Source organism: Streptomyces sp. VTCC 41912, assembly GCF_045799175.1.
Taxonomy (GTDB): Bacteria; Actinomycetota; Actinomycetes; order Streptomycetales; family Streptomycetaceae; genus Streptomyces; species Streptomyces albulus_C.
Map to the genome: position 1 here is coordinate 1 of NZ_JBJMAB010000031.1, position 14,038 is coordinate 14,038.

Sequence of the window (14,038 nt, forward strand, 5' to 3'; positions counted from 1 at the left end):
GGCCGTCTCGGGGCGTTCCTGGAGCGTGAGCGGGTGGCGCTGGCCGACGTCGCGTACACGCTCCACACCGGACGCGAGCCCATGACCGAGCGGCTCGCCCTCGTCACCGCTGACGGAGCCGAACTCGTCCGCGTCCTGCGGGAGTTCGCGAACGGAGGCGATCCGGAAGGGCTGCTGCGCGGCAGTGTCGCGCCGGACCGCGCGCCGGAAGCGCCGCAGCCGACCGACGACCCGCACACGGCCGCCGCCCAATGGGCGCGCGGCGACACCGACGACGTCGCGGGCCGGTGGACCGACGGACGGCGGACCCCGCTGCCCGGCTACCCGTTCGCCCGCGAGCGGCACTGGATCGCGACCGCCGACGGCACCCTGCCGGGCGGCACCCCCGCACTGCACCCCCTGCTGGACGCCAACGACTCCACCGTCGAGGAGCAGCGGTTCCGCAAGACGCTCCGCGCCACCGACCCGCTGCTGCGCGACCACGTGATCGCCGGGCAGCCGGTACTGGCCGCGGCCGCCGCGCTGGAACTGGTGCGGGCGGGCGCCGAACGGGCCAGCCGCCGGCCGCTGCGCGGCCTCTCCGACGTCGTGTGGGGCCGACCCGTCACGGTGCCGGCCGGACACACCGAGATCGAGCTGTACGCGGCGTTCACCGCGGACGGCGAACGGATCGCCTTCGAGGTCTACAGCGAGGCCGACGGCGCCCGCACCACCCACCTGCGCGGGCAGGCGCGCTACGGGGCGCCCGCCGCCGAGCAGGCGGACCGCACCGACCTGGCGGCGGTGCGCGAGCGCTGCACCGGGCGGCGCACCGGCGCGGAGGTCTACCGCGACTACGCGGGCGTGGGCTTCGCGTACGGCGACAGCTTCCGGGTCATCCAGGACGTCCGCATCGGGCGCACCGAGGCGCTCGCCGAACTGGCGCTGCCGGCCGGCGCGGGCCACGGCTGCACCCTGGCACCGCAGTTGCTCGACGGGGCGCTGCGCGCCTGCCACTGGATCGACCGCGAGCGGGCGCCGCGGGCCGAAGAACTGGCCGTGCCCTTCGGCGTCGGCGCGCTCACCGTCCACGGCGAGTTGCCCCCGGTCTGCTACGCGCACGCCGAGGTGCTGGGACGCGGCGAGCGGCGCGACACCTGGCGCTACCGCGTCACCGTCCTCGACCCCGAAGGCCGGGTGCTGGCCCGGGTGGAGGACCTGGTGGGCCGCCTGTTCGCCGCTGCCGACGCCGCCGAGAGCCCTGCCGATGCCCCCGACACCCCTGCCGGCGCACCGGCGCCGCAGCCGGTGCGCACCGCGGGCCGCGCGGCGCAGGAACTGTTCTACCGGCCGGTCTGGCACGACGCGCCGGCCCCGCGTGCGGGCCGCGCGGACCGGGCGACCCTGCTGGTCCTGACCGACCGCGCCGGCACGGCCGCGGAACTGGCCGCGGCCGGCGGGTGGCGGCAGGCCGTGGAGGTCCTGCCGGGCACCGGCTTCGAGCGCCGCGCGGCGGACCGGTACGTCCTCGACCCGGCCGAGCCGGAGCACTACCGCCGCCTCCTGCGGGAACTCGCCGCCGACCTCCCCGGCGCGAGCCGGGCCGGCCTGGACGTGGCGCACCTGTGGAGCACCGAGGCCCCCGACGGCGCGCCGCAGGACGTCGTCGAGGGGGACCTCGCCGCGCTGCACCGGCGGCGCGAGGAGGTCTTCGGGCGCGGCCTGGGCTCCGTGCTCCACCTGGTGCGCGCGGTCACCGACGCCGGCGTCGACGGGCGGGTGCGCTGCCTGTACCGCCACCCGGGCCGGGGCGCGGCCGGGGTGCCGGAGCACGAGGCCGTCGCCGGGCTGGCACTGTCGACGGCCCGCCACGCGCCGGGGATCGAGCTGTTCACCGTCCGCCACGACCCGGCGCGCGACGGGGCCCTGCCGGCCGCGGTGCTCGCCGCCGAACTCACCGCCGACGGGGTGCTCCGCGGCGCGGAGGTCCGGTACGAGGCGGGGCGGCGCAGCGTCCGCACGGTGGAGCGGGCGACCCGCCCGGCGACGCCGGCGGACGGCGCGGCACCGCTCGTCGAGGGCGGCGCCTACCTGATCACCGGTGGGGCCGGGGGCGTGGGCCGCCTGCTCGCCCGGCACCTCGCCGCGCGCTACCGGGCCCGCCTGGTCCTGCTGGGACGGTCCCCGCTGCCCGAGGCGGTCCGCGCCGAACTGGAGGAGCTGGGCGCCCAGGTGCTGGGCGTGCGCGCCGACGTGGCGGACGCCGGGCAACTGCGGGCCGCACTGATCGAGGCCCGGGGACGCTTCGGCGGGCTCGACGGGGTGTTCCACCTCGCCGGGGTGGCCGACCGGGTTCCGCTGACCGAGGTGGACGACGCCGGCTTCCGGCGGGCGCTCGCGGCCAAGGTGCAGGGCGTGGTCAACCTCGACGTGCTGACCCGCGCCGACCGGCTCGGGGTGTTCGCCGCCTTCTCGTCGGTGTCGGCGCTGTGCGGCGACTTCGGCGCGGGCAGCTACGCGGCGGCCAACCGCTTCCTGGACGCCTACCTGGCGGTGCGGGACGGCCGGGTGGCGTCCGGTGAGCGCACCGGACGCACGCTGTCCCTGGACTGGCCGCTGTGGGACGCGGGCGGCGTGGACGCCCTCGTCCAGGACGGCGAGTTGGACACCTACCAGGAGGCCACCGGCATGCTGCGGATGACTCCGCGGCAGGCGCTGGACGCCTTCGACCGGGCCTGGCAGTTCGACGCCCCCGTGCTGGTGCCGGTCCTCGGCGACCCGGAGCGGATCGCCCGCACCCTCGGCGGCGCCGCGGTGCCGTCGGTGGCCACGGCGGCCGGTGCGTCCACGGAACCGGCCCCCGCCGCCCCGCTGATGTCCCCCGCCGCCCACCCGGCGCCCCCGGCCACCGCGCCGACCGACGCCGAGCGGTACCTGCCGGCGGTGGTGGACCGGCTGCGCCGGACGCTGTCGGGCGTGCTGAAGCTGTCCGCGGCGCAGATCGACAGCCGCACGCAGCTGGACCAGTACGGCATCGACTCCGTCATGATCATGGAGGTCAACAGCCTGCTCGGCCGGGACTTCACCGGGCTGCGCGGCACCCTGCTCTTCGAGTACCGCACCGTGCAGGACCTGGCCGGGTACCTCGTGCGCGAACACCTCGACGACGTCCGGCGGTTGGTCGGTGACCAGGGCGCGCCGACGGCGCCGACGGCCCCGGCCGCGGTGGCGGCCCCCGCCGCCGTCTCCGTCTCCGTACCGGTCCCGCAGCCGACGACCGCCGCCCCCGCCCCGTCGCCGCGCACGCCGGACGACGACCCGATCGCCATCATCGGCATGAGCGGGCGCTACCCCCAGGCCCGCAACCTGGAGGAGTTCTGGGACAACCTCCGGCAGGGCCGGGACTGCGTGACCGAGGTCCCCGCGGACCGCTGGGACGCCGACGCGCTCTACGACCCCGACCCCGACGCGCCGGGCAAGAGCTACGGCCGGCACGGCGGGTTCCTGTCCGACGTGGACGCCTTCGACTCGCTGTTCTTCGCGCTCTCCCCGCGCCAGGCCAAGTCGATGGACCCGCAGGAGCGGCTGTTCCTCCAGACGGCCTGGTCCGCCCTGGAGGACGCCGGGTACCGCCTGGACGCGCTGCCGCGCCCGCGCTACGGCGACGAGGGGCGCGACGTGGGCGTGTTCGTCGGCGTCATGTGGGACGACTACGCCATGCTCGGCGCGGAGGAGTCCTTCAAGGGCAACCACGTGGTGGCCATGGCCAACCGGGCGTCCATCGCCAACCAGGTCTCCTACTTCGGTGACTTCCGCGGCCCCAGCGTCGTGATCGACACCGCCTGCTCGGCCTCCCTGGTCGCCCTCCACGCGGCCTGCGAGAGCCTGCGCCGCGACGAGTGCGCCTACGCCCTCGCGGGCGGCGTGAACGTCTCGGCGCACCCGCTGAAGTACGTCCACCTCAGCCGGAAGAAGATGCTCTCCACCGACGGGCGCTGCCGCTCCTTCGGTGCCGGCGGCAACGGCTACGTGCCCGGCGAGGGCGTGGGCGCCGTGGTGCTCAAGCGGCTGTCGCGGGCGCTCGCCGACGGCGACCAGGTGCACGCCGTGATCCGGGCCACCGCAGTCAACCACGGCGGCCGCACCAACGGCTTCACCGTGCCGAACCCCAAGGCCCAACAGGCCCTGGTGGAGGAGGCCCTGGCCAAGGCGGGGCTGAGCGCCCGCGACATCGGCTGCATCGAGGCCCACGGCACCGGCACCGCGCTCGGCGACCCGATCGAGCACACCGGCCTGGTGGACGCGTTCGCCCGGCACACCTCCGACCGGGCGTTCTGCGCGCTGGGATCGGTCAAGTCCGTCATCGGGCACCTGGAGGGCGCCGCCGGCATCGCCGGGGTCACCAAGGCAGTGCTCCAGCTGCGCCACGGCGAGCTGGTCCCCTCGCTGCACGCCGCGGAACTCAACCCGATCATCGACTTCGCCGCGTCGCCGTTCCGCGTGCAGCGGGAGGCGGCCGAGTGGCCCAGGGAGGCGGGCCGGCCCCGCCGGGCGGGCGTCAGCTCGTTCGGTGCCGGCGGCACCAACGCCCACGTCATCCTGGAGGAGTTCGTGCCCGAACGCCGCGCGCAGACGCCCACCACCGGCTCCGCGGAGCTGGTCGTGCTGTCCGCCCGCGACGAGGAGCGGCTGCGGGCGTACGCCGACGAGCTGGCCGGGTTCCTGGAGCGCGCCGAGCGCCGGGGGAACGCGCCGACGCTCGCCGAGGTCGCGCACACGCTCCAGACCGGCCGGGAGGCGTTCGCCGAACGGCTGGCGTTCACCGCCACCGACGTGCCCGCGGCGGCGGCCACGCTGGCGGCCTTCGCCCGCGGCGAAGCGGTCACCGGGCTCGCCCGCGGCACCGCCGGCCACCACGCGGCGCTCGCCGACCTGTTCACGCACGGCGCCGGTGGCGGCGACTTCGTCCGCGGCCTGGCCCGCGCCGGGCAGGTCGACAAGCTCGCCGGACTGTGGGTTACCGGCGTCGAACTGGACTGGGACGCGCTCGCCCTGGAGCGGACCGACCGGCCGCGCACGGTGTCGCTGCCGACCTACCCCTTCGCCCCGGAACGCCACTGGCTGACGCGAACCCCGCCCGGCGGGCCGGCGGCCCCGAGCGCCGTGACCGCGACGGCCGCCACCCCGGCCGCCACGACCCCGGCCGCCGAGGTGCGCGGCGGGGAACTGCCGCTGACCCTGCGCCCCGCCGACCCGCTGGTCGCCGACCACGTCGTCAGCGGCCGGACGATCCTGCCCGGCGCCGGCTACCTCGACCTCGTCCTGGACGCCGTCGGCGCCCGCGACGGCGACCGGGTGATCGACGACGTGTACTGGCTCACCCCCGTGGTCGTGGCCGGCGCGCCCGAAGAACTGGTCGTCGCGCTCCAGGAGGCGGACGGCGCCCGGCGCTTCGAGGTGCGCGGCGCGCACCGCGCCGCCGGTGGCGCCGCCCCGGTGCACGCCCGCGGCGTGCTGGTGCCGGCCGACCGGGCCCCCGCGCCCGCGCCGGTCGCCGTCCGCGACGTCGCGGACGCCTGCCCCACCGAGCTGACCGGCGCCGAGTTCTACGCCGGCATGGACCGGCTGCGGGTCTGCTACGGGCCGTTCTTCCGACTGGTCGAGTGGGTCCGCACCGACGGTGCGCAGGCGCTGGCACGACTGCGGCTGCCCGAACGGTTCGTGCCGGGCGCCGAACGCCGCGCCCTGCACCCGGCCGTGGTCGACGCGGCCCTGCACACCGTCGCCGCCCTGCACTTCGCCTCCCGGGGCTCCGAGGACCTGCCGCTGCTGCCCTTCGCCGTCGACCGGGTGCGCAGCCACCGGCCCGTGCCGCTGACCGGCTACGCGCACATCACGCCGCTGGGCGAGAACCGCTACGACGTGGCCCTGTTGGACGACGACGGCCGGGTCTGCGTGCTCTTCTCCGGGCTGTCGGTGCGCGAACAGAAGGACCCGCACCCCAAGCTGGCCCACCGGCCGCGCTGGGTCTCCCGACCGCACCCGCAGGACGGGCCGGCCGACGCCCGGCGGGTCCTGGTGGTCGCGCCCCGGGCCGCGGACGCCACGGCGACCGCGCTGGCCGCCGTGCACGCCGACGCCCGGGTGGACACCCTCCTGTTCGGTCCGGACGGCCCGTCGGAGGCCGAGCTGGCGCGCGCCTGCGGCAGCGGCGCGGACCCCGAACTCGTCTACTTCCTGGCCGGGTCGCCGGCCGGGGACGACGCCGGTCACGCCGCCCGCGCGCAGGGCGTGCTCGCACTGGTGCGGCTCGCCACCGCGCTGTACCGGGACGGCGACGCCCGACCGCCCGCCCTGAAGGTCGTCACCACCGACGTCCACCCGCTGCGGCCCGACGAGCCGTCCCGCCCGGCGGGAGCCGCCCTCCTCGGCCTGTGCTCGGCGCTGGCCAAGGAGCACCCGGGCGCGCGGATCGCCTGCGTCGACGTACGGGCCGAGGAGGCCGCGCAGGCCGCCCGTGCCGTCGCCGCCGAACCGTTCCCCGCGCGCGTCCAGCCGGTGCTGCTGCGCGACGGCGTGCGCTACCTGCGCACCCTGGAGCGGGTGCGGCTGCCCGAACCGGCGCGGCCCCCGCTGCGCGAGCGCGGGGTCTACGCCGTCATCGGCGGCCTGGGCGTCATCGGCTTCGACACCTGCCTGCACCTGGCCCGCACCTACCGGGCCCGGCTGCTGGTGCTGGGCCGCGCCGCAGTCGACCCGGCGCGTCGCGAACGCCTCGCGCAACTGGAGGCGGCCGGCGCCGAGGTGCTGTACGTGGCGGCCGACGCCGCGGACCCCGCGGCGGTGCGCGCCGCCGTGGACCGGGCCAAGGAGCGCTTCGGCGCACTGCACGGGGTCATCCACTCGGTCATGGACTTCGCCACCGCCCCGGTGACCGCCCTGGACGCGCCCGGCCTGCACGCCGCCCTGGACTCCAAGGAGGCCACCGTGCGCGGCACCTGGGCGGCGGTCGAGCGGGAGCCGCTGGACTTCCTGCTCTTCTACTCCTCCGGGGCCGCCTTCCAGGGCGCCGCCGGACAGGGCGGGTACGCCGCCGCGTGCTGTGCCGCGGACGCCCTGGCCCTGCACCTGGCCCGCACCGCACCGTTCCCCGTCAAGGTCGTCAACTGGGGCTTCTGGCACGCCGCCGGGGTCGCCGAGCGGGAGGAGGTGCTGCGCCCGCTGGTGGCGTCGGGCGTCACGCCCCTCAGTGCCGCGGACGGCATGCGGACCGTGGAGCGCTTCCTGGACAGCCCGCTGGAGCAGGTGCTGGCCCTCCAGGCCGGCGACCGCGTCCTGGCGGCCATGGGTGTGGACGGTGCGGCCGAGGTGCGCATCCGTCCGCGTCACCTCCCGCCGCTCGTCGACCGGTTGCGTCCCGTCGTGGCGCTCGCACCGGAGGAGATCCATCGGATCGAGTCCTACCAGCGGGCCTCCCGGGAGGCCGAGCGGCTCGCCCGGCGGCTGCTGGCCGGGGCGCTGCGGCGGATGGGCGTGCTGCGGGCCGCGGGCGAGCGGCACACCGCCGACGCACTGCGCGCACGGCTGCGGATCGCCGACCAGTACCACCGGCTGTACGCCTCCGTACTGGACATGCTCACCACCGCGGGGTACCTGCACCGCGACGGCGACGCCCTCGTCAGCACCTCCCTGGTCGACGACCCCGAGACGCTGCGGGCCGGCCGCGACCCGCACGCCGCCGCGGCCGAACTCATCGCGCGCTACCCGGAGATCGAGGCCGTGGCGACGCTCCTGGCCCGCTGCCTGGAGGCGTTCCCGCAGGTGGTGACCGGCGAGCAGAGCCACATGGACGTGCTGTTCCCCGGTGGCTCCATGGACCTGGTGGTCGGCATCTACCGGGGCAGCGCGCTCAGCGACAGCTACAACGCCCTGGTGGCCCGCTCGGTCGCGGACATCGTGCGCGAGCGGCTGGCGGCGGACCCGACGGCCCGCCTGCGGATCCTGGAGGTCGGCTCGGGCACGGGCAGCACCAGCGGGCCCGTCCTGGCGGCGCTGGCCCCGTACGCCGAGCACGTCACCTTCACCTACACCGACATCACCAGTGCGTTCGTGCGGCACGGCCGGAAGAAGTTCGCGGCCGACCACCCGTTCGCGGAGTTCACGGTCTTCGACGTGGACGCGGACCCGGTCGCCCAGGGCATCGCCCCGGACAGTTACGACGTCGTGCTGGGCACCAACGTCTTCCACGTCACCCCGTCCATCGAGCACACCATGCTCGGCGTCAAGCGGTTGCTGCGCGCCGGCGGCGTGGTGCTGGCCAACGAGGGGACCGGCTTCGCCGACTTCCTGCCGTTGATCTTCGGCCTGACCAGCGGCTGGTGGCGGTACCGCGACACCGACCTGCGGATCCCCGGCTCGCCGTTGCTCACCGTCGCCAAGTGGCGCGACGTGCTGGCGGTCTGCGGGTTCGACGGCACGACCGTGCACGAACTGCCGCCGACCGCCGAGGGGCCGGTCCAGCAGAGCCTGATCGCGGCCGAGAGCGACGGCACCGTCCTGGTGCCGGGGGCGGCCGAGGCGGCCCGCACGGAGCGGACGGCCGCCGGGCCGGCGCAACCGGCGGCACCCGAGGCGTCGCCCGACGCGGTGTCCGGGGAGCCGGCGCCGGTGGACCTGGCGGCGGTCGCGCTGGGACAGGTGAAGGCCGTGTTCGCCCGCGTGCTGGAGATGACCGAGGCGCAACTCGACCCCGAGGCGCCGTTCGAGGACTACGGCATCGACTCGCTCGTGGTGCCCGAACTCAAGCAGGCGCTGGAGGCCGACTTCGGGCGGCTGCCGGCCCCCCTGCTCTTCGAGCACACGACCATCGGACGACTCGCGGACTACTTCCGCGAGCAGCACCCGCAGACCCTGGCCCGGCTGGCGGGGGCCGCCCCCGCCGCGTCCGGACCGCACCGGCCGGCGGAGGCGACGGCACCAACGGCACACACGGCACCAACGGCACCAATGTCTGGGTCGGCGACGCCAGCGACCGCGGCGGTGCCGGCGGCAGCGACGGCACCGGCCGGGACCGGTGCGCCGGCCCCGCGTCCCACGGTCCGGGAGACGCCCGTCTCCCACGGGGCCGACGGGGCACAACTGGCCGGCGTCGTCGAGGACCTGTCCGACGAGCAGGTGGACCAGCTGCTGGGCGAGCTGCTCTCCGTGCTCGGCGGCGAGAACAACGGGGGAAGCGCGAAGTGAGCGGTACGTCGAATGCGTTCAGTTGCCATCTGATCGGTGAGAACACGCTGCTGGTGTCCTGCGCCGAGCTGCTGCTCGAACGCGGCCACACGGTGCTCGGGGTGGTCTCGCCCAACCCGGACGTCCGGCAGTGGGCCGCCCAACAGGGCCTGCCCACCCGCGACTTAGGCCCGGACCTCACGGACTTCCTGTCCGCGCGCCCCTTCGACCACCTCTTCAGCATCGCCAACCTGCGCATGCTGCCCGCCGAGGTGCTGGATCTGCCGCGCGGCCTGGCCGTCAACTTCCACGACGCGCTGCTGCCGGAGCACGCCGGCGTGTACGCCACCACCTGGGCGATCCTCCAGGGCGCCCAGCGCCACGGCGTCACCTGGCACGTCATGACCGAAGAGGCCGACGCCGGCGACGTCCTCGCCCAGCGCGAGGTCGAGGTCGCCGCGGACGACACCAGCCACACCCTGAACGTCAAGTGCTTCGACGCCGGCGTGCAGTCCTTCGCCGAACTCGCCGACGCACTGGCCCGGGGCGAGGCGCGGCGCCGCCCGCAGGACCTGTCCGGGCGCAGCTACCACGGCCGCCACGACCGCCCGCACGGCGCCGGCCTCCTGTCCTGGACGCGGCCGGCGGCGGAGCTGTCCGCCACCGTGCGCGCCGCGGAGTTCGGCGCGCACGCCGACAACCGCTTCGGCACCGCCAAACTCGACCTCCACGGCCGGCCCGCGCTCGTGGGCGGCCTGGAAGTCCTGCCGGAGCGCTCCGGCGCGCCCGCCGGCACGGTGCTGGCGGCCGACCGGGACGGCCTCGTGGTGGCCACCGGCACCCAGGACGTGCGGCTGACCGGGCTGACCACCGCCATCGGCGCTCCGCTGGACCCCGCCGCCGGGGACCTGCGCGGACGCCGACTGCCCGACCCCACCCCCGAGCTGGCCGAGGCCGCGACCCGCGCCGAGGCCGCCGGCCTGCGCCACGAACGCCGCTGGGTGCGCCGGCTGGCGGCACTGGCGCCCGTCGAACTGCCCGGCCGGGACGCGGCCGGGGCGCCCGCCCCCGGCGCCGCGCCCCGCACGTACCCGGTCGCGGTGCCGGACGGCGCGGCGCGGGCCGCCGCCGACGCCGGACTGCGCCGCGACGAGTGGCTGCTGGCCGGTCTGCTGGCCTTCCTCGCCCGCATCGGCGACGGCGCCGGCCGGGACGTGGACCTGCGGCTCCCCGACGGGGGCACCGGGCACCCGTTCGTCGACGCGCTGCGCGCACCGCGCGTGCCGCTGCGGGTGCCGGAGCTGACGCCCGGTACCGGCATCGGCGCGTTCGCCCAGGAGGTGGCGCGGCGGGTGACGGACGCCGTCCGGGCCGGTGCCTTCGGCCAGGACGTCTGGGTCCGCTACCCCCAGCTCGCCGGGCGCCGCCCGGCCGCGCTGGGCCTGCCCGTCGCGGTGGAGCTCACCGATGACGCGGCGGCCCCGGCGGTCCCGTCCGCCCCGGCCCCCGGCACCGCGCTGCTGGTCCGCGTCCCGCGCGGCGCCGGCCGGATGGAATGGGTGGTCGCCGACGGCGCGCTGGACGAGGCGACGGCCACCTTGCTGGCCGAGCACGCCGGCGCGTTCCTGCGGGCCGCGGCCGGCCCCGCGGGCGCGGACCTGACCCGCACGCCGACCTGCTCCGACGCCCACCGCCGGCGCGCCCTGATCGACTGGAACGACACCGCCGCCGACTACCCCCGCGACCGGCCCGTCCACGCCCTCTTCGAGGAGCAGGCCCGGCGGCGACCGGACGCGCCCGCCGTCACGGCCGGGCACACCACCCTGACCTACCGCCAACTGGACGCCCGCGCCGAGGAACTGGCGGCGCTGCTGCGCTCGCGCGGCATCGGGCCCGGCGCGCTCGTCGGGGTGTACCTGGACCGTTCGACGGACCTCGTCGCCACCTTGCTGGGCGTCATGAAGTCCGGCGCCGCGTACGTCCCGCTGGACCCGATCTACCCGCGCGAGCGCCTCGCGCACGTGCTCGCCGACACCCGCCTGCCGCTGGTCGTCAGCGAAGCGGCACTGGCCGACGGGCTGCCGGCCACCGACGCCGAGGTGCTGGTGCTGGACCGGGCCCGGCCCGACCGGGGCGCACCGGCCCACCCCGCCGCACCCGCCCGGCCCCAGCCCGACGACGGCCTCGCCTACGTCATCTACACCTCCGGCTCCACGGGCCGCCCCAAGGGGGTCAGGGTCGGGCACCGCGCGCTGACCAACTTCGTCTGCGCCATGGCCACTACGCCCGGCATCACCGAGGACGACCACCTGCTCGCGGTCACCACGGTCTGCTTCGACATCGCCGGCCTGGAGCTGTACGCGCCGCTGATCCGCGGCGGGCACGTGGAACTCGCCCCGGCCGAGACGGCCGGCGACGGCTTCGCGCTGCGCGCGTTGTTGGAGCGGCGCCGGCCCACCGTGATGCAGGCGACGCCGGCGACCTGGAAGATGCTGATCGCGGCCGGGTGGACCGGCAGCCGGACGCTGCGGGTGCTGTGCGGCGGCGAGGCGCTGCCCCGCGACCTGGCCCGGGACCTGCTGGCGCGCGGCGCACAGCTGTGGAACCTCTACGGGCCCACCGAGACCACCATCTGGTCCACGGCCGTCCGCCTGGACGACGCCGAGCGGATCGGCATCGGGCGCCCGATCGCCAACACCCGCTGCTACGTGCTGGACCGCTGGCGGCAACCGGTCGCCCCCGGCTTCCCGGGCGAGCTGTACATCGGCGGGGACGGCGTGGCCGAGGGCTACCTCGACCGCCCGGAGCAGACCGCCGAGAAGTTCGTGCCCGACCCGCTCGAACCGGCCGCGGGCGCGCTGTACCGCACCGGCGACCTCGTACGGCACCGGCCCGACGGGACGTTGGAGTACCTCGACCGGGTCGACAACCAGGTCAAGCTGCACGGCTACCGCATCGAGCCCGGCGAGATCGAGGACGCGCTGCTCGGCCACCCCGCGGTCGACCGGGCGGCCGTCATCGTGCGGGAGGACGTCCCCGGTGACCGGCGCCTGACCGGCTACGTCGTGCCGCACCGCCCCGGCATCGACCCCGCGGACCTCCGGCGCCACCTGGGGCAGGCGCTGCCCGCCTACATGGTGCCGGCCGCCTTCGTCGAACTGGACCGGCTCCCGCTCACCGCCAACGGCAAGACCGACCGCAAGGCGCTGCCGCGGCCGGCGCAGGGCCCCGCCGACGGGACGCCCGCCGCGCCCGCCGCCGGCGGCGTCGAACGGACCATCGCCCGGATCTGGCGCGAGGTGCTGAACGTCGACGCGGTCGGCGTGGAGGACAACTTCTTCGAGACCGGCGGCAACTCACTGCTGCTGATGCAGGTCATGGCACGGCTCAAGGCCGACGTCCACGGGCCGCTGACGCGGGTGGAGATGTTCAAGTACCCGACGGTCCGCTCGATGGCCCGGCACGTCGAACGCCAGGCCCCCGGGCCGGACCGCGTCCCCCGGACGGCCGTGGCCGCCCCGGTGGCGACGGCCGCCCGCCCCGCGCGGCGCGCACCGTCCTCTCGCGCGCCCCTGGGGGAGCTGCGGCGGCGGCGCGCGGAGCGGACCCCGCGCAAGCCGTCCGCCAACTAGCGCGCACCGCACGCGCATCCATCGATACAGGCAATCACCGGAGCATCCGGAACGGGGAGGTCAACCATGCGTTCGTGCACCATGTGCGCCCTCAAGGAGGGGCACCCCGGCGTGACCCTCGACGACGAGGGCGTGTGCAACCTGTGCAAGCTCGACATCGCGAGCGACCTGCTGGAGAACTTCACCTACACCAACCGCGTCTACGAGGAGTTCACCGCCGCCGGACCCAATCCGCACGGCGACTACGACTGCCTGTTCATGTACAGCGGCGGCAAGGACAGCACCTACATGCTGGACAAGTTCGTCAACGAATACGGCAAGCGGGTGCTCTCCTACACCTTCGACGTGCCCTTCGAGAGCGCGCACGCCGCCGAGAACATCAAGCTCGCACAGCAGAAGATCGACGCGACCTTCGTCCTCGACTCCGACGACGACAACATCAAGTCGATGATGCGGGAGGTCTTCAACCGGCCCGCGCCGAAGAAGCCGGGGAAGTACCTCGACGAGAAGCTGCCGTGCGTCTCCTGCCGCACCTTCTTCGTCATCCGGGCCATCCTGCACGCCGTCCGGAACAACATCCCCTACATCGCGCTGTGCGCCGACCCGCAGCAGATCCTCACCATGGAGTCCAACGTCCGCGAGATCGTGCGGGACTTCTACCAGACCTTCGGCCGGCGCTTCACCAGCGACCTCTTCCGCGGCGAGATCGAGCAGATCCTCTTCGCCGAGGACGACGAACTCCCCAAGATCGTCTTCCCGTTCATCGCGATGCGCTACGACTACGACCCCGACCGCATCGTCGCCGAACTCAAGGCCAAGGGGCTCTACGACTCCTCGCCGCTGGAGACGCACTGCACGTTGTTCCCGCTCCTGAACTACTACTCGTTCAAGAACTGGGACTGCATGTTCTACAAGCTCAACGCCTCCAGCCACAAAAGGTCGGTGGCGCGGAACAAGGACTTCGACCGCTCCACCTTCAGCATCAAGTTCCCGCGGGCCGCCAACATCGCCGACATCGAAGAGCGCATGAAGCGGGTCGTACTGGAGATCGCCGAGCACCGCGGGGACACCGCCGAGCACGAGCGCGAACTCATCGACATCTTCCGGCAGCTGGACGCCACCGAGGACGGGGCGCGGTTCGTCGCGCAGAGCTTCCTCGGCATGCGGACCGTGGCGGCCGACATGGGCATCGAGCTCTAGGAGGG

3 protein-coding genes are annotated in these 14,038 nt (G+C 75.4%); all 3 read left to right on the top strand.

Features of this window, described 5'->3' with window-relative positions; all coding sequences use genetic code 11:
* The coding region (locus ACJ6WD_RS31035) for an SDR family NAD(P)-dependent oxidoreductase (protein WP_407616991.1) at positions 1-9,222 on the top strand (9,222 nt) is incomplete at its 5' end.
* Entirely contained in the window at positions 9,219-12,833 is a 3,615-nt protein-coding gene (locus ACJ6WD_RS31040) for an amino acid adenylation domain-containing protein (RefSeq protein ID WP_407616992.1), read from the top strand. The genes ACJ6WD_RS31035 and ACJ6WD_RS31040, both read left to right, overlap by 4 nt.
* 66 nt (positions 12,834-12,899) lie before the next feature.
* Positions 12,900-14,033, top strand: a complete 1,134-nt coding sequence (locus tag ACJ6WD_RS31045) for an OzmP (protein ID WP_037634315.1) — start codon at positions 12,900-12,902, stop codon at positions 14,031-14,033.
* Positions 14,034-14,038 lie beyond the last annotated feature (5 nt).